Source organism: Klebsiella sp. Ech2A (assembly GCF_030078455.1).
Classification (GTDB): Bacteria; Pseudomonadota; Gammaproteobacteria; order Enterobacterales; family Enterobacteriaceae; genus Klebsiella; species Klebsiella terrigena.
In genome coordinates, this window is sequence record NZ_JAQGFU010000004.1 from 85,886 (window position 1) to 102,091 (window position 16,206).

Annotated in this window: 16 protein-coding genes; 12 read left to right on the plus strand and 4 right to left on the minus strand. The window is 56.5% G+C overall.

Annotation, left to right across the window (positions count from 1 at the left end; genetic code table 11):
* The first annotated feature begins 4 nt into the window (after positions 1-4).
* Together yczE and PFH44_RS02225 are read left to right on the plus strand one after the other, a co-directional pair.
* Positions 5-619, plus strand: a complete 615-nt coding sequence (gene yczE / locus PFH44_RS02220; protein WP_283824178.1) for a membrane protein YczE — start codon at positions 5-7, stop codon at positions 617-619.
* 92 nt (positions 620-711) lie between these two features.
* Positions 712-1,065 carry a DUF1428 domain-containing protein gene (locus PFH44_RS02225; RefSeq protein ID WP_283824179.1) on the plus strand — a complete coding sequence of 118 codons (354 nt, stop codon included), beginning with the start codon at positions 712-714 and terminating at the stop codon, positions 1,063-1,065.
* A gap of 71 nt (positions 1,066-1,136) precedes the next feature.
* Here PFH44_RS02225 and PFH44_RS02230 read toward each other — a convergent pair whose 3' ends face one another.
* Together PFH44_RS02230 and PFH44_RS02235 are read right to left on the minus strand one after the other, a co-directional pair.
* Positions 1,137-2,696: an EAL domain-containing protein gene (locus tag PFH44_RS02230; RefSeq protein ID WP_283824180.1), complete on the minus strand. Its 1,560-nt coding sequence runs from the start codon at positions 2,694-2,696 to the stop codon at positions 1,137-1,139.
* A gap of 263 nt (positions 2,697-2,959) precedes the next feature.
* Positions 2,960-4,069, minus strand: coding sequence for an ABC transporter ATP-binding protein (locus PFH44_RS02235; protein WP_045854240.1), 1,110 nt, complete (start codon positions 4,067-4,069; stop codon positions 2,960-2,962).
* Between the two features lie 354 nt (positions 4,070-4,423).
* On the opposite strand from PFH44_RS02235, the gene PFH44_RS02240 reads away from it, so the two are divergent.
* The 6 genes from PFH44_RS02240 to PFH44_RS02265 all read left to right on the plus strand — a co-directional run bounded on the left by PFH44_RS02240 (position 4,424) and on the right by PFH44_RS02265 (position 11,738).
* A complete protein-coding gene (locus tag PFH44_RS02240) occupies positions 4,424-5,656 on the plus strand; it encodes an extracellular solute-binding protein (protein ID WP_041144343.1) in 1,233 nt (410 codons plus the stop codon).
* A gap of 134 nt (positions 5,657-5,790) precedes the next feature.
* A complete protein-coding gene (locus PFH44_RS02245) occupies positions 5,791-7,098 on the plus strand; it encodes a carbohydrate ABC transporter permease (protein WP_045854241.1) in 1,308 nt (435 codons plus the stop codon).
* A 10-nt stretch (positions 7,099-7,108) separates the two neighbouring features.
* On the plus strand, positions 7,109-7,960 hold the full coding sequence (locus tag PFH44_RS02250) for a sugar ABC transporter permease (protein WP_283824181.1): 852 nt from the start codon (positions 7,109-7,111) through the stop codon (positions 7,958-7,960).
* A gap of 4 nt (positions 7,961-7,964) precedes the next feature.
* Positions 7,965-9,167: a glycoside hydrolase family 53 protein gene (locus PFH44_RS02255; RefSeq protein ID WP_283824182.1), complete on the plus strand. Its 1,203-nt coding sequence runs from the start codon at positions 7,965-7,967 to the stop codon at positions 9,165-9,167.
* A 131-nt stretch (positions 9,168-9,298) separates the two neighbouring features.
* The gene (locus PFH44_RS02260; protein ID WP_283824183.1) at positions 9,299-11,356 is read left to right on the plus strand and encodes a beta-galactosidase; all 2,058 of its coding nucleotides are present in this window, start codon (positions 9,299-9,301) and stop codon (positions 11,354-11,356) included.
* A 67-nt stretch (positions 11,357-11,423) separates the two neighbouring features.
* A complete protein-coding gene (locus tag PFH44_RS02265) occupies positions 11,424-11,738 on the plus strand; it encodes a glucose PTS transporter subunit EIIB (RefSeq protein ID WP_283824184.1) in 315 nt (104 codons plus the stop codon).
* 218 nt (positions 11,739-11,956) lie between these two features.
* On the opposite strand, the gene PFH44_RS02270 is transcribed toward PFH44_RS02265, so the two are convergent.
* The gene (locus PFH44_RS02270; protein ID WP_045854243.1) at positions 11,957-13,228 is read right to left on the minus strand and encodes a maltoporin; all 1,272 of its coding nucleotides are present in this window, start codon (positions 13,226-13,228) and stop codon (positions 11,957-11,959) included.
* A 269-nt stretch (positions 13,229-13,497) separates the two neighbouring features.
* Between PFH44_RS02270 and PFH44_RS02275 the strand changes: the two genes are divergently transcribed.
* From PFH44_RS02275 to ykgO, 3 genes are all read left to right on the plus strand, one after another.
* Complete coding sequence (locus tag PFH44_RS02275; RefSeq protein ID WP_041144349.1) at positions 13,498-14,571, plus strand: LacI family DNA-binding transcriptional regulator; 1,074 nt, start codon at positions 13,498-13,500, stop codon at positions 14,569-14,571.
* 118 nt (positions 14,572-14,689) lie between these two features.
* Entirely contained in the window at positions 14,690-14,953 is a 264-nt protein-coding gene (locus PFH44_RS02280) for a type B 50S ribosomal protein L31 (RefSeq protein ID WP_045854244.1), read from the plus strand.
* On the plus strand, positions 14,953-15,093 hold the full coding sequence (ykgO, locus tag PFH44_RS02285) for a type B 50S ribosomal protein L36 (protein ID WP_003859006.1): 141 nt from the start codon (positions 14,953-14,955) through the stop codon (positions 15,091-15,093). The genes PFH44_RS02280 and ykgO overlap by 1 nt, the downstream gene beginning before the upstream one ends.
* Here ykgO and PFH44_RS02290 read toward each other — a convergent pair.
* A complete protein-coding gene (locus PFH44_RS02290) occupies positions 15,090-15,800 on the minus strand; it encodes a GNAT family N-acetyltransferase (protein WP_283824185.1) in 711 nt (236 codons plus the stop codon). The genes ykgO and PFH44_RS02290 overlap by 4 nt on opposite strands.
* A 101-nt stretch (positions 15,801-15,901) precedes the next feature.
* Between PFH44_RS02290 and PFH44_RS02295 the strand changes: the two genes are divergently transcribed.
* The coding region (locus PFH44_RS02295; protein ID WP_283824186.1) for a winged helix-turn-helix domain-containing protein at positions 15,902-16,206 on the plus strand (305 nt) is incomplete at its 3' end.

Below are 16,206 nucleotides of genomic sequence, written 5' to 3' on the forward strand. Positions count from 1 at the left end.
AAAAATGTTACGTCGTCTACTGCAGCTCTATATCGGCCTCGTTCTGTACGGCGTGTCGACCGCGCTCTTTGTGCACGCCAATCTCGGAGCCGACCCGTGGGATGTTTTTCATCTCGGCATGGGTAAACAGTTTGGTCTGGATTTTGGCACGGTCATGATCCTGACCGGCGCGGCGGTCCTGCTGCTGTGGATCCCCCTGCGCCAGACGCCCGGGCTGGGCACCATCAGCAATGTGATCGTGCTGGGCCTGGCGGCAAATGCGACCCTGGCCGTTTTGCCGCCGCTTGAATCGATGGTGGCGCGCAGCCTGCTGCTGGTCGGCGCGGTGGTCCTCAACGCCCTGGCAACCGGTATGTATATTGGCGCCGGCTTCGGCCCCGGGCCGCGCGACGGTCTGATGACCGGACTCCATGCCCGTACCGGCTGGTCGCTGCGCGGGATCCGCACCGCCATCGAAGTATCGGTACTGCTGATTGGCTGGATGGCCGGCGGCACCTTTGGCGTCGGCACCGTGCTGTATGCGCTGACTATCGGGCCGCTTATTCAGCTCTGTTTGCCCTGGTTCCGCCAGCCCGTCGCTGCGCAGCCCGTTGCCGACGGCCGCGAAGCCGCATCCTGATTTTATGCCGTCTTCGGTGATGAGAACTAAACTTAACGCTGCAGATGCGGCCGGGTTCGCCGGCTGCGCTGTTCACTTCGGAGATAATGCTCATGAAGTACGTTGATGGTTTTGTCGTTGCCGTGCCTGCGGAAAATAAGGAGGCATACCGCGAGATGGCAGCGAAGGCCGCGTCACTGTTCAGAAAGTTTGGCGCGCTGCGCGTTGTGGAGTGCTGGGCGGACGACGTGCCGCAAGGCAAGTACACCGACTTTCGGATGGCGGTAAAAGCCGAGGACGATGAAGAGGTGGTATTCAGCTGGATCGAATATCCGTCGAAAGAGGCGAGGGATAGCGCCAACGCAAAACTGATGACGGACCCGCGGATGAAGGCGCTGGGAGAGGGGATGCCCTTTGACGGCCAGCGCATGATCTTTGGCGGCTTTGCGCCGCTTCTCGATGAATAATCTGCCGCAGCGCCATCCCCGCCGGCCCGTCGGTTTCGGGGATGGTGCTAGCCATCGACAGCCGGCGGCGTTCACGTTCCCTTCAGGTTATTTTCCGCCCACAGAATAAATTCCTCTTTCGGCAGCGCTTTGCTGTACAGCCAGCCCTGGGCGTATATCACGCCGTGATCGCGCAGCCAGTCGCGCTGGCGCTCGGTTTCCACGCCTTCCGCAACCGTCGCCAGATCGAGCGCCTTTGCCATCTCGATGATGTGCGGCGTCAGCGGTTTATACTCCAGCGTATCAACAAAGGATTTATCAATTTTCAGGGTATCGACGTCCAGCCGCTGCAGATAGCTCAGGCTGGAGTAGCCGGTGCCGAAATCATCGATGGAGATGCGGTGCCCTGCCTGACGGTAGCTGGCGATCACCGGTAGAGTGGTTTGCGGGTCAACGAAGCCGCGCTCGGTAATCTCCAGAATGATCTGCTGCGCGGCGATATTCCAGTGCTGAAGCTGTTCGCGCAGAAGCATCGGCAGCTTTGGCGAGCGTAAATCATCTACAGACAGATTAATCGAAATATGGACCTCCGGCCGCCGCTGAAGCCAGGGGCCGAGGTCGGCAAAAATGGTTCGGACGATATCTTCGGTTAAGCGGGTCATCAGCCCGGTTTGCTCGGCGAGCGGGATAAAAATATCCGGCGACAGAAAGCCGCCGTCGGGCTGCTTCCAGCGCGCCAGCGCTTCCGCCCCCGCGATTTTGCCACTCTGCAGCGAAACAATCGGCTGATAGTAGACCTCGATGGCGTTGGAGTTCAGGGCATCCAGCATCCCATAGCGCGGCGAGCGCAGTCGACGCAGCAGCCGCAGAATTAAAAATGAGGCCAGCAGGCTGGTAAACAGGCCGATGGGCACCCACAGCAGCAGCAGATGCCGCCATCGCTCCTGCAGCGGCAGGGTCGAAGACCAGGTCGCAATCCCGAGGCCCAGCTCCGGGATGCGGTGAATGCGGAAAACGGTATCGTCGAGGGTCAGCGTTTTGACACTCTGATTTTTTATTTTCTCCCAGATAAGCGGATCGATCTTTTCGCTACTGACGATCGCCTGTTCGCGCCGGGTGCCAAACAGAACGGTGTGGATCTCATCCGGACTCAGCTGGACGACGTCGATAAACGATGCGGGATCTATCATCACCATATGGTTATCGCTGCCCAGGGCCGTCATCCGCCGCTGCATGCCGAGATCGTTGAGGGTTGTCAGCCAGGCGCGGTAGCCGTCGGAGGTGATGCTATCGGGCTCGGGAAATTTGACGGGCGCGCTGCGGTCTTCAAGGGAAGAGCACTGGGGGACTGAATCATGCAGCCACAGCACTTCCTGCACGTAGCGATGGGTATAGGCAATCCGCCGCATCGCCTGTAAATGCTGCGGGCTACACGAGGCGTAGGGAATAGCCTCCGCTTCCTGCAGCGCCTCTTTCGCCTGATCGGCAACCTGCTGCACCCGCGTTAAAACGCGTTTGGAGTAGTTATCCAGTTCGCTATAAAACTGCGTTTTTGCCTGACTCGTCGCCAGCCAGATGCTCAGCCCGGTGGGCAAAATAATGGCGAGAATCAGCACCCCCGTAACCAGACTCACCAGGTGTCGGGTTGTCATGAGAATATCCTTATGTCAGAGGGGGTTCGCTGAGTATACCCGATAGCGTAAAAAGGTCGTGGCGTCGGTGAATTATTATTGGATGTAAAAAATGCCCGAACCGGCAGATACCGCCGGTTCGGGCTAAGATGGACGATCCGCTGCGTTCAAGGCGTTGAGCGCGCGGAGAAAACGAGGGCCGGAATGCCTTTCGCGCTAGCGTTCAGCATCCGGTAACAGCTTAATCGCCGATCGTGACAGCGAGATGTTGCGCATCATGAAGACTAGTGGGCGTCCGGAGCGGCAATATCGGCGCTGATGCGCAGGTTATTTTCATCAAAGACCATGCAGAAGCTATCGTCGAAGGCGACGTCGATTTTCTGCCACGGCCGGAAGTGCACGTCGCCGGGGAGCAGGATTTTGACATTATCGTGACCGTAGCACTGGCCGAACAGATAGGTGTTGTTCCCCAGTCGTTCAACGACTTCACACTGGAAGCCGACGACCGTCCCGCTGCGAACGTCGGTCGACAGATGCTCAGGGCGGATCCCTAACGTGACGCTATCGCCGGGCCGTACCGGGGCGGTGGTGATATTCAGCGTCAGGTGATGATCCTGCGCCATCTTCACGCTGAGCTGGCCCGGCTGCCATGCGGTGACCGTTGCGGGCAGGAAGTTCATCTTCGGCGAGCCGATAAACCCGGCAACGAATTTATTGACCGGGTTGTAGTACAGCGACATCGGCGAGCCCATCTGCTCAACCTTGCCGTAGTTCATCACCACGATCTTATCGGCAAGGGTCATGGCCTCAACCTGATCGTGGGTGACATACACCATCGTAGTTTTGAGCTCATGGTGCAGTTTGGCGATATGCAGGCGCATCTCGACGCGCAGCTCGGCGTCGAGGTTAGAGAGCGGTTCATCGAACATGAACACCCGCGGATTGCGCACGATGGCGCGGCCGATCGCCACGCGCTGGCGCTGGCCGCCGGAGAGCTGTTTGGGCTTGCGGTCCAGCAGATGCGAGAGCTGCAGGGTTTTCGCCACCATTTCAACCTGACGACGGATCTCGTCTTTCGGCACCTTATTGACCTTCAGGCCGTAGCCCATATTTTCCGCGACCGTCATATGCGGATAGAGCGCATAGGACTGGAATACCATCGCCACGCCGCGGTGGGCGGGAACAACGTCATTCATCACCTCATCGCCAATCAGCACCTCACCCTCGCTGACCTCTTCAAGACCGGCAATCATCCGCAGCAGGGTTGACTTTCCGCAGCCGGAAGGCCCAACGAAAACCGCAAATTCACCATCTTCGATATCAAGATTAACCTGATGCAGCGTCACGGTACTGCCAAACCGTTTGGTGACATTCCTCAGTCGTATATTGGACATCAACGTTCCCCGGGGTTAGTAATCGTTATTTGCCGTTGGGATTAGGGTTGCAGCGGGTTTTTGTATTACGTGTAACAACTCGTCTGACCGATGATCAACAGCACTGAAATCATGCTATGACTATAACTTCCAGTATTTTTGTGCCCTACACCGATGTTTCATTTCTGCAATCACGATCACACAACTGGCAGCTTTATATGGTTTTATCCGCCTTCAAAGCGTAGCGTATAACAAATCACGAAAATCGGATTTTAGCGTTATAAATCACCGTAAAGTGCCTGATGTAAACATCGACAAACGTCGAATGGCTTAATAAAAACCAATAAATTGTTATACCTTCACATGAGGTTGATAATGAAAAAGAACACTCTTGCCGCACTTATCCTCACGACGCTGGCTGCCGGACAGCTGGTTAGCCTGCAGGCGCAGGCCGCCGGCCAGCTTAACGTCTGGGAAGACATCAAAAAATCCGACGGCATCAAAGCCGCAGTGAGCGATTTTGAAAAACAGTATGACGTGAAGGTCAGCGTGCAGGAAATGCCCTACGCGCAGCAGCTGGAAAAGCTGCGTCTCGATGGCCCGGCGGGTATTGGCCCTGACGTACTGGTTATCCCCAACGACCAGCTGGGCGGAGCGGTGGTTCAGGGGCTACTGTCGCCGCTGAAGCTGGAGCAGGCGAAACAAGAGGCGTTTACGCCGGCATCGATCGGCGCTTTCCGCCTCGATAATGTGCTCTACGGCGTGCCGAAAGCCGTAGAAACCCTGGTGCTGATCTATAACAAAGACCTGATCGACAAGCCGCTGGATAGCCTGCAGGCGTGGTATGACTTCTCGAAGGCGCAGCGTGCGCAGAACAAATACGGCCTGCTGGCGAAGTTTGACCAGATTTACTACAGCTGGGGGGCGATTGGCCCGATGGGCGGCTATATCTTTGGCAAAAACGCCAACGGCGGCTTTAACCCGCAGGACGTCGGTTTGAATAAACCGGGGGCCGTCGAGGCGGTGACCTTCCTGAAAAAATTCTACAGCGATAACGTCTTCCCGGCGGGGATCCTTGGCGATAACGGCCTGAACGCGATTGACTCGCTGTTTACCGAGAAAAAAGCGGCGGCGGTGATCAACGGCCCGTGGGCCTTCCAGCCGTACGAAGCGGCGGGGATCAACTACGGCGTCGTACCGCTGCCGACGCTGCCGGACGGTAAGCCAATGAGCTCTTTCCTCGGCGTGAAAGGCTACGTGGTGTCGACCTGGAGCAAAGACAAAGCGCTGGCGCAGCAGTTTATTGAGTTTATCAATCAGCCGCAGTACGCCAAGGCCCGCTACGTCGCCACCGGTGAAATCCCGGCGCTGAAGGCGATGATTGACGACCCGTTAATCAAAAATGATGAGAAGGCCAGCGCGGTGGCGGTGCAGTCGGCACGCGCGACGGCGATGCCGGGGATCCCGGAGATGGGCGAGGTTTGGGGGCCGGCTAACGCCGCGCTGGAGCTGAGTCTGACCGGCAAGCAGGCGCCGCAGGCGGCGCTCGATAACGCGGAAAAACAGATCAAAATGCAAATTGAAGCGATGCAGGCCAGCAACCAATAATTGCGATGTTCGCCACTCTGCAGGCGACGCGTAGGTTGGCGACGTTGATTCGCGCTGTAACGCAGCGCGAACGATCCAGGGTATCGCTGTAACAGAACGGGCGGGGAACCTCCCGTTTTCAGAAGGAGTCGTGTGTGATTATCAATCCCAGCGAAAATATTGCCGCAGCGCGCGGCGCGGGACGCCATGCATGGTGCGGCCTGCTGCTGGCTGTGGTGCCGGGTTTTGGCCAGTTTTATCATCGTCAGTGGCTGAAGGGGCTGGTTTTCCTCGTGCTGCTGAGCAGTTTTATGAGCGTTTTTTACGACTTCCTGCATCAGGGGCTGTGGGGACTGTACACCCTCGGTGAAGAGGTGCCGCGAGACAACTCTATTTTCCTGCTGGCAGAGGGGATAATCAGCGTGCTGATCGTCGCTTTCGGCGTGCTGGTTTACTCTCTCTCGCTGCGTGACGCCTGGGTCAACGGCAAAAAGCGCGATGAGGGCGTGGCGCTCAACAGCGTGCGCAAACAGTACCAGATGCTGCTCAAAGACGGCTTCCCGTATCTGATGATTACCCCCGGCTTTATTCTGCTGGTATTTGTCGTGATCTTCCCGATTTTGTTCGGTTTCGCGATTGCGTTTACCAACTACAACCTCTACCACACGCCGCCGGCGAAGCTGGTGGACTGGGTGGGATTAAAGAACTTTATTAATATCTTTACCCTCTCTATCTGGCGCTCGACGTTCTTTGACGTCCTGCAGTGGACGGTGGTCTGGACCCTGCTGGCGACCACCCTGCAGTGTACCGTGGGCGTTCTGCTGGCGATCCTCGTCAACCAGAAAGATCTGCGCTTCAAGCCGATGATCCGCACCATTTTCATCCTGCCGTGGGCGGTGCCGGGCTTCGTCACCATTCTGGTGTTTGCGGGAATGTTTAACGACTCGTTCGGGGTGATTAACAACGCGATCCTCTCCTTCTTTGGCATCAGCCCGAAGGCGTGGCTGACCGACCCGTTCTGGACGAAAACCGCGCTGATTATGATGCAGACCTGGCTGGGCTTCCCGTTCGTATTCGCCATGACCACCGGCGTGCTGCAGGCGATCCCCGACGATCTGTATGAGGCGGCAACGATGGATGGCGCCAGCGCCTGGACCCGTCTGCGGACGATTACGCTGCCGCTGGTGCTCTACTCGATTGCGCCGATCATCATCACCCAGTACACCTTCAACTTTAACAACTTCAACATCATTTACCTGTTCAACAACGGCGGGCCTGCGGTGGCGGGGTCGAACGCCGGCGGGACGGATATCCTGGTGTCGTGGATCTACAAGCTGACGATGTCGTCTTCGCAATATGCCATTGCGGCGACCATCACCATCCTGCTGTCGATTTTTGTTGTCGGCCTGGCGCTGTGGCAGTTCCGCGCCACTAAATCCTTTAAAAATGACGAGATGGCGTAAGGGAAGCAACATGGCTAAATCACCCAGTATTAAACGCGAAAAGTGGATTCGCCTGTCGCTCACCTGGCTGGTTATCGCCGCGGTGTCGGCGATCATTATCTATCCGCTGGTCTGGACGGTTGGGGCGTCGCTGAACGCCGGCAACAGCCTGCTCAGCACCTCGATTATTCCGGAGAATCTCTCCTTCCAGCACTACGCCGATCTGTTCAACGGTAACGTGAACTATCTGACGTGGTACTGGAACTCGATGAAGATCAGCTTCATGACCATGGCGCTGACCCTCATCAGCGTCAGCTTCACCGCCTACGCCTTCTCCCGCTTTCGTTTTAAAGGGCGGCAGAACGGGCTGATGCTGTTTCTGCTGCTGCAGATGATCCCCCAGTTTTCGGCGCTGATTGCGATCTTTGTCCTCTCGCAGCTGCTGGGCCTGATCAACAGCCATCTGGCGCTGGTGCTGATCTACGTTGGCGGCATGATCCCGATGAACAGCTGGCTGATGAAGGGCTACCTCGACGCGATCCCCAAAGATCTGGACGAGTCGGCGCGCATGGACGGCGCCAGCAGCCTGCGGATCTTTTTTGAAATCATCATGCCGTTGTCGAAGCCGATTCTGGCGGTGGTCGCGCTGTTTTCGTTCACCGGTCCGCTGGGGGACTTCATTTTATCGAGCACTATCCTGCGCACGCCGGACAAATACACGCTGCCCATCGGCCTGTATAACCTGGTGGCGCAGAAAATGGGCGCCAGCTATACCACCTATGCGGCGGGCGCGGTGCTGATTGCGGTACCGGTAGCGATTCTCTATCTGGCATTACAAAAATACTTTGTTTCCGGCCTGACCTCTGGCAGTACAAAAGGATAACCCCATGAAAAGATTAACGCCCGCGCTGCTTGCTGTTTGTCTGGCATGCAGTTTTTCCGCCAGTTTGCATGCTGCCGATACGCTGCAAACGCGCTCTTTTAACAATATGCCCGCCGACTTTATCAAAGGCGCGGATATTTCCACCCTGCTGGATGCCGAAAAGCACGGGGCAAAGTTTTATAACCACAGCAACCAGCTGCAGGACCCCATCGCGATCCTCAAGGCCGACGGCGTTAACTACGTGCGCCTGCGGCTGTGGGTTGACCCGAAAGATGCGCAGGGCCAGGCCTACGGCGGCGGCGATAACGATCTGGCGGCAACGCTGGCGCTGGCTAAGCGGGCAAAAGCGCAGGGCATGAAGCTGCTGCTCGACTTCCACTACAGCGATTTCTGGACCGACCCGGGCAAGCAGTTCAAGCCGAAAGCCTGGGAAAAGATGGATTATCCGCAGCTGAAAACCACTATCCACGACTATACCCGCGATACCATCGCCCGCTTTAAGCAGGAGGGCGTGCTGCCGGATATGGTGCAGATTGGCAATGAAATTAACGGCGGTATGCTGTGGCCGGAAGGCAAAAGCTGGGGGCAGGGCGGCGGCGAGTTTGACCGCCTGGCCGGCCTGCTGAACGCCGCCATCGATGGCCTGAAGGAGAATCTGAAGAGCGGCGAGCAGGTCAAAATCATGCTCCATCTGGCTGAAGGCACCAAAAACGATACCTTCCGCTGGTGGTTTGACGAAATCAGCAAGCGCAACGTGCCGTACGACATCATTGGCCTGTCGATGTACACCTACTGGAATGGCCCGATTAGCGCGCTGAAGGCCAATATGGACGATATCAGCAGGCGCTATAACAAAGACGTGATCGTGGTAGAGGCCGCTTACGCCTATACCCTGGAGAATTGCGACAATGCCGAAAATAGTTTCCAGGCCAAAGAGGAAAAAGACGGCGGCTATCCGGCAACGGTGCAGGGACAATATAATTACGTTCACGATTTAATGCAGGCCGTTGCCGATGTTCCCGACCATCGCGGCAAGGGCATATTTTATTGGGAGCCCACGTGGATTGCCGTGCCGGGAAATACCTGGGCCACGCCGGCGGGAATGAAATATATCCATGATGAGTGGAAGCAGGGAAATGCCCGCGAAAACCAGGCGCTGTTTGATTGCCAGGGTAAAGTATTACCGTCGATGAAAGTCTTTAATTAATATCCCCGAGACGTATTGAGCTTCGCAGGCGCCGGCGGCATTTGGCTACCCCGCTATCGGATTAATTGCCCGTCGGCCGATGCTCAAATTATTCAGGGAATATATGAATGTTAAACTTCAGGATGTTTATTATGAAAAAATTTGCGCCTTTGAGCCCGAAGGTTAATGCACTATTGCATGGTGCGGACTACAACCCGGAACAGTGGGAAAACTATCCCGATATTATCGACCAGGATATTGCCATGATGCAGCAGGCAAACTGCAACGTCATGTCGGTGGGTATTTTCAGCTGGGCCAAACTTGAACCTCGGGAAGGCGTATTTGAGTTTGGCTGGCTGGATAGCATTCTGGATAAGCTCTATGCCGCCGGCATTCACGTATTTCTTGCCACTCCGAGCGGGGCGCGTCCGGCCTGGATGTCGCAGGCCTATCCGCAGGTGCTGCGCGTGGGGCGCGACCGCGTGCCGGCGCTGCACGGCGGGCGGCACAACCATTGCATGAGCTCGCCGGTATACCGGGAAAAAATCTTCAAAATAAACAGCCTGCTGGCGGAGCGCTATTCACGGCATCCGGCGGTGCTGGGCTGGCATATCTCCAACGAATACGGCGGCGAGTGCCACTGCGATATCTGCCAGCAGCGCTTCCGCGACTGGCTGAAGGCGCGCTATGAGACGCTGGATAATCTCAACCATGCCTGGTGGAGCACCTTCTGGAGCCACACCTATAGCGACTGGTCACAGATTGAATCTCCGTCCCCGCAGGGTGAGGTCTCCATCCACGGCCTCAACCTCGACTGGCACCGCTTTAACACCGCTCAGGTTAGCGATTTTTGTCGCCATGAAGTTGCTCCGCTGAAAGCGGCAAATCCCGACCTGCCGGTGACCACAAACTTTATGGAATATTTCTACGATTACGACTACTGGCAGCTGGCAAAAACCCTCGATTTCATCTCCTGGGATAGCTACCCGATGTGGCATCGCGACAAGGATGAGACGACGCTGGCCTGCTACACCGCGATGTATCACGACATGATGCGTAGCCTGAAGGGCGGTAAGCCGTTTGTGCTGATGGAGTCGACGCCGAGCGCAACCAACTGGCAGCCGACCAGCAAGCTGAAAAAGCCGGGCATGCACATTCTCTCCTCCATGCAGGCTGTGGCCCACGGCGCGGATTCGGTGCAGTACTTCCAGTGGCGTAAGAGCCGGGGTTCGGTGGAGAAATTCCACGGCGCCATTATCGATCACGTCGGGCACCTTGATACCCGCGTTGGCCGGGAAGTGACCCGGCTGGGTGAGATGCTGAGCCAGCTGCCGGAGGTGGTGGGCTGCCGCATCGATGCCAAAGTGGCGATTATCTTCGATCAGCAAAACCGCTGGGCGTTGGACGATGCCCAGGGGCCGCGCAATATGGGTATGGAGTATGAAAATACCGTTAACGAGCACTACCGGCCGTTCTGGGAGCAGGGCATCGCGGTGGATATCATCGATGCCGATGTCGATTTAAGCCCCTATCGGCTGGTGATTGCGCCGATGCTCTATATGGTTCGCGACGGTTTTGCCGAGCGCGCTGAAGCGTTCGTTGCCGGCGGCGGTCATCTGGTGACCACCTACTGGACTGGGATTGTAAACGAGAGCGATCTTTGCCATCTCGGCGGCTTCCCGGGCCCGCTGCGCAACCTGCTGGGTATTTGGGCGGAGGAGATTGACTGCCTGAATGAGGGCGAACGTAATCTGGTTCAGGGGCTGGCGGGCAATGAGAGCGGCCTGCAGGGCCCTTATCAGGTGCGCCACCTCTGCGAGCTGATCCATGCTGAGGGCGCGCAGCCGCTGGCGACCTATCGGGATGATTTCTACGCCGGGCGGCCGGCGGTGACCGTTAACCGCTTTGGCAAAGGCAAGGCCTGGCACGTGGCGTCGCGCAACGACCTGGCCTTCCAGCGCGATTTCTTCGCCTCGATAAGCAAAGAGCTGGCGCTGCCGCGGGCCGTCGACGCTGATTTCCCGCCGGGCGTCGTAGCAACGGCGCGTACCGACGGTGAAACGACCTTTGTGTTCCTGCAAAACTACAGCGCCCAGCAGCATAGCGTGACGCTCCCGCAGGGCTATCGCGACTGCCTCTCCGGCGCCGCGGCCGATGCGCCTCTGAGCCTGAGCGCCTGGGATTGCCGTATCCTCAGCCGCAAAGCGTAATTCCTCTCTGCCCATGCCTGCTCTCGCGAGCAGGCTTTTTTTTATCTGTTATCATCTGGAGCGTATTATGGTGAGTTTAAAATCCTTCCTGCACTATTTCTCCCAGCCCCGCCCGACGGTTCCGCTAAGCGATGTGGAAAAGCAGCAGGTTCAGTCCCTCATTTCCGCCTTTGGCGGCGAGGAGAATATTGTTAACGTTGACGCCTGTATTACCCGCCTGCGGGTCACGGTAAATAATCTGGCGGTCGTTGACTCTCAGGCTTTGCAGCAGCTGGGGGCGTTGGGCGTTATTATTCTTGGGCAGCAGGTGCATGCTATTTTTGGCAAGCAGTCGGATGCCCTGCGTCAATTATTAGACGGCCATTTTACCGCCCGTCGTTAAATAAAAAAGGGATAACTCAACGGTGAGTTATCCCTGATATACGCCGCATATTTCACGCCGTAGGTGGGCAGCTGCTGTCGTTAAAAAACGCTTTCATGCCTGCCGCCGTCCCGCGACCCGAATTATTCAGGATATTAAAATAGCAATGGCAATACTCATTACCGGAGGGTAATTAACAACCTTACAGCTGGAGATAAAACAATATTACGCGATATTTATTACCACCAGGCTTCTACCTGGACACCAAAGTTCCACGTGTTGCTGGCAGTCTGATCTTCAAACGGCTTGCCGTGTTCTGAATCATTCAGATAGGAGGCAAAAATACGCAGCTCCGGGCGCGACATAAAGTCAGGACCGTCGGCGAGGCCTAGCGCAATGGTGTACTTCTCGCCCGCCTGCTTGTAGTCGGTATTGTTCTTGTAGCTATCTTTCTGGTAGAACCCGCCCACCTCGCCGATCAGCCGTACGTACTCCGTAAACTGATACTGTCCGCGGGCGACGAGGGAAAGCAGCCGCGTTTTATTGGTGTAGTCGGTGATGTCGTCGGCGGAACCCCAGGTCAGAACGTGGTTAATGGAGAACTTCTCGGTAATCGGGATCAGGCCGGTATTGATAACGCGATAGCCGCTGGCGTCGTTGACGTAGTTCCACATGTCGTACCAGCCGCCGCCCTGGGAGACCATATTTTGCGCCAGCCCTTTATTGGCGTACTGCAGCACCAGCTTGTTATAACCGCCCAGCATATCCTGGCTTATCTCACCGGTCAGCATGACGCCGTTTTCAGCATCGTAGAGTCCGCCGTAGCTATCCTGCTTTTTGGTGGTGTTCGGCATGGCGTAGTCGATACCGAATTCGGTCCACGAGCCGGACCACGGCTTCCAGCCGGCGTAGCGCAGATCGAGATAGTTAATATTGACGTTGCTGTCGCCATCGACGCGGTAGTCGACGTCGTTAGCGTCGCCGCGGATCCATGCGAACGAGACCGCGCCCGGGCCCAGGGTGTAGTTTTCGAGCCCGGCACCGGAGCCGGAAATGTTCCAGTATTTGGTATCAATGATGTGCAGATCGTGGCGCTGGTAATAGCGTTTACCGCCCCATATCACCGCGTTCGGGTCGCCCGGGACCAGGCCTTTAATCTGCAGGTTGAGCTGGCGCAGGCCAAACTGCGCGTCGTCGTTAAGCGTGGTTTCGTTATCGTTGGATCCGTCTGACACCATGCTGACCATGCTATCAAGGTAGAAGCTGACGTCGTCCTTTTTATAAACTTCCGAGCCGAGCTCCAGCTCGCCGTAGGTATCGGATTCGTTGCCCAGGCGGCCAATCTTATTCTTTTGCCATTCGGCGAGACTTCCATCACCGGAGACCCCAACCCCGGCGCGCATATAACCATGAAAATCGATACCCGGAACCGTAGCGGTGGCTGCGATTACGGAGGGTGAAATCAGCGCGGCGGTTAACGCAGCAGAAAGAGTGCGCAGCGTAGTGTTCATGTCTATCCTCTTATTGTTTTGTATTACGTTCACATTAACGATGTCATAAAATGCCTAAACGTAAACTCAGGCAAATGAACGATCGCGATAGTGTGACTAACTGCAAATAAAAACGCATATTTTGTTACGGTCGGTGAGTCCATTCACAATTTGATGTATTGTGAGCGTAATACTTTTATTGACAGTTTTTCGCCGGGAAACGTCGCGGGGAGCGTTTTTTCAAATAGCCCCTGTTACAATTCAGGGATAACAACATAAGGAACCGGACCATGAAGTCTAAAAGTGCAACCTTAGAAGATGTCGCTCGCCATGCGGGGGTCTCTTATCAGACGGTGTCCAGGGTACTGAATAAATCTGCCAATGTATCCGAAGCCACGCGTCACAAGGTGGAGAAATCTATTGAGCTGCTGCGCTACGTGCCAAATCGCCTGGCTCAGCAGCTGGTGGGTAAGCAAAGTCGGACCGTCGGCCTGGTGACCATTTCGCTCGCGCTGCACGCGCCTTCGCAGGTGGCGGCGGCGGTGAAACGCTACGCTAACGTTGAAGGGTATCAGGTGCTGATCTCAATGATTGATGAGAGCGTCAACCAAAGTATCCAGGATTCAATCAATGAGCTGAAGTCTCAGCTGGTAGACAAGGTGATCATTAACGTCCCTCTGGATACCGAGCAGGCGCAGAAAATCGCCGCTGATAATGACGACATTGTATGTTTGTTTTTAGACGTTGATCCCTACAGCTCGGTGTTTAACGTTTCGTTTAACCCGGCCGATGGCACCCGTGCGAGCGTGAAATATCTTTATGAGATGGGCCACCGTGAAATTGCGCTGCTGGCCGGCCCGGAAAGCTCCGTATCGGCCAGGCTGAGGCTGAAAAGCTGGCTTGAAACCCTGGAGGGCTATGGCCTGCAGCCGGTAACGGTGATCCGCGGCAACTGGGATGCGCAAAGCGGCTACGCCGGGGCTTTACAGATGCTGCGCGAGACGCCGAAATTTAGCGCGGTGCTGGTCGGCAACGACCAGATGGCGCTGGGGGTACTGAGCGCTTTCCATCAGCATCAGGTGCCGATCCCCGGTGAGAAGTCGGTCATTGGCTATGACGATACCTATGAAAGCTCTTTCTTCTATCCGGCGCTAACCACCGTTTCACTGGATCTCGATTTACAGGGGAAAGAGGCCGTGCGCCGCATTCTGGACAGCGGCGATAGCGAAAAGCTGAACACCTCCTCCATCCTTCCGGCGCGGCTGGTGGTGCGTCACTCCACCGGGCCCAAAATGGAGCAGGGGAAGAACCTGCAGGCCATTGCCGAGCAGCTACGCGCGCTTGCCCATCAGCTGAATTCCTGATAGCCAGCGGACGGGCGTCTCAGCCCGCCGCCTAAATCCCTTTGCTGTTCATGGTTGATCTTTGTTGTCTACCGGCGTAACCTTATTGTTATGTTATAACATATCTGATGGGGTCATCATGAAAGCGAATATTCATCCGCATTACCGCACCGTTGTGTTTCACGACACCAGCGCTAATGAATATTTTAAAGTGGGTTCGACGATAAAAACCGAGCGTGAGATCGATCTGGAAGGGGTGACCTATCCGTACGTGGCGATTGACGTCTCCTCCAAATCGCACCCGTACTACACCGGTAAGCAGAAAACCTTCTCCAGTGAAGGGAGCACAGCTCGTTTCCGCAAGCGTTTCGGCAGCTTTATTGATGCGAAAAGGAGCGAATAATGCAGGTGCTTAATTCTTTACGCAGCGCCAAACAGCGCCATCCGGACTGCCAGATAGTCAAACGCAAAGGGCGGCTGTACGTCATCTGCAAAAGCAACCCCCGCTTTAAGGCCGTGCAGGGGCGGAAAAAAAGGCGCTAGCCTGCCTGAGGGCGAAGGCTCTCAAGGGTACGGATCTGCTGGCCATCGGCGCTGAAATTGTCGCTGGCCAGCCATCTCTGCATAGCGCTATCAATCTGCGGCCACTCCGTATCAATTATCGAAAACCAGTCGGTATCCCGGTTGTGGCCCTTTATCACCAGCGCCTGACGAAAGCGCCCCTCATAGTGAAAACCTAGCCGCCGCGCCGCCCGGCGCGAAGGCTCGTTCAGACTGTTGCATTTCCATTCGTAGCGGCGATAGCCGAGGGTATCAAACGCGTAGCGCATCAGCAGCCAGTGCGCTTCGGTAGCCATTGCCGTTCGGCTAAGCAGTGGCGAAAAATGCACGTGCCCCACCTCGACAACGCCATTCTTTGTATCAATTCTCATCAGCGCCAGTGAGCCGACGGGCAGTTGGGTCTGGCGGTCAATCACCGCAAAATGAAGCGGGTCGCTAAGCTCGGCTACGCTGGCTACCCATGCGCTAAACTCTTTGACGCTGCTATCGGGTTCACGCAGCAGCCAGGTCCAGCTGCGCGTATCCGGGGCCAGCTGATGGGCGGCGAAGAGCGCCTCAGCGTGCTTTCCGGCCAGCGGCTCGAGATAACAGAGGCGTCCTTGCAGGGTCTGCCGCTGCGGAGCGGGACGCGGCTGCCAGTCGGGCAGGGCATCGCCAACGGGTTGACCGAAGTGGTTAAGCTGACTCATTTTGCTTTCCTTGTATGGAGGTATGCGCTGAGACTAAGGCCTTACTGGTTCCATAAAAAGTGCCAGTGAATTATATTTTCATGGTGCCACGAGGAGCCGCAATGAATATCCCTGACGATGCCTTTTTCACTTTACTGGAACATGCCCTGCGCGACAGGGGCGATGAGACGCTGCAGCGGACGCTGTACCACGCGCTGCGTGGTGCTGTTTTGCAGGGGACTCTGGCAGGCGGCAGCCGTCTGCCGGGCTCACGCGCCATCGCCAGCTGGCTCAATTTGTCGCGCAATACGGTTAACGCGGCGCTGGAGCAGCTGGCGATGGAAGGCTATGTGCTGCGCAGCCGGCAGGGGACGCACGTGGCGGCGCTGAGCTCTGCTCAGGAGAGCAAGGTTACGCTACCGGCGAT

What these genes read in the sequence shown, in the direction of transcription:
- PFH44_RS02260 (WP_283824183.1), top strand. Translation starts at nt 9,299, where the DNA reads ATGAAAAAATTTGCGCCTTTGAGCCCGAAGGTTAATGCACTATTGCAT.
- ykgO (WP_003859006.1), top strand. Translation starts at nt 14,953, where the DNA reads ATGCAGGTGCTTAATTCTTTACGCAGCGCCAAACAGCGCCATCCGGAC.
- PFH44_RS02240 (WP_041144343.1), top strand. Translation starts at nt 4,424, where the DNA reads ATGAAAAAGAACACTCTTGCCGCACTTATCCTCACGACGCTGGCTGCC.
- PFH44_RS02290 (WP_283824185.1), bottom strand. Translation starts at nt 15,800, where the DNA reads ATGAGTCAGCTTAACCACTTCGGTCAACCCGTTGGCGATGCCCTGCCC.
- PFH44_RS02230 (WP_283824180.1), bottom strand. Translation starts at nt 2,696, where the DNA reads ATGACAACCCGACACCTGGTGAGTCTGGTTACGGGGGTGCTGATTCTC.
- PFH44_RS02275 (WP_041144349.1), top strand. Translation starts at nt 13,498, where the DNA reads ATGAAGTCTAAAAGTGCAACCTTAGAAGATGTCGCTCGCCATGCGGGG.
- PFH44_RS02250 (WP_283824181.1), top strand. Translation starts at nt 7,109, where the DNA reads ATGGCTAAATCACCCAGTATTAAACGCGAAAAGTGGATTCGCCTGTCG.
- PFH44_RS02280 (WP_045854244.1), top strand. Translation starts at nt 14,690, where the DNA reads ATGAAAGCGAATATTCATCCGCATTACCGCACCGTTGTGTTTCACGAC.
- PFH44_RS02235 (WP_045854240.1), bottom strand. Translation starts at nt 4,069, where the DNA reads ATGTCCAATATACGACTGAGGAATGTCACCAAACGGTTTGGCAGTACC.
- PFH44_RS02270 (WP_045854243.1), bottom strand. Translation starts at nt 13,228, where the DNA reads ATGAACACTACGCTGCGCACTCTTTCTGCTGCGTTAACCGCCGCGCTG.
- yczE (WP_283824178.1), top strand. Translation starts at nt 5, where the DNA reads ATGTTACGTCGTCTACTGCAGCTCTATATCGGCCTCGTTCTGTACGGC.
- PFH44_RS02255 (WP_283824182.1), top strand. Translation starts at nt 7,965, where the DNA reads ATGAAAAGATTAACGCCCGCGCTGCTTGCTGTTTGTCTGGCATGCAGT.
- PFH44_RS02265 (WP_283824184.1), top strand. Translation starts at nt 11,424, where the DNA reads ATGGTGAGTTTAAAATCCTTCCTGCACTATTTCTCCCAGCCCCGCCCG.
- PFH44_RS02225 (WP_283824179.1), top strand. Translation starts at nt 712, where the DNA reads ATGAAGTACGTTGATGGTTTTGTCGTTGCCGTGCCTGCGGAAAATAAG.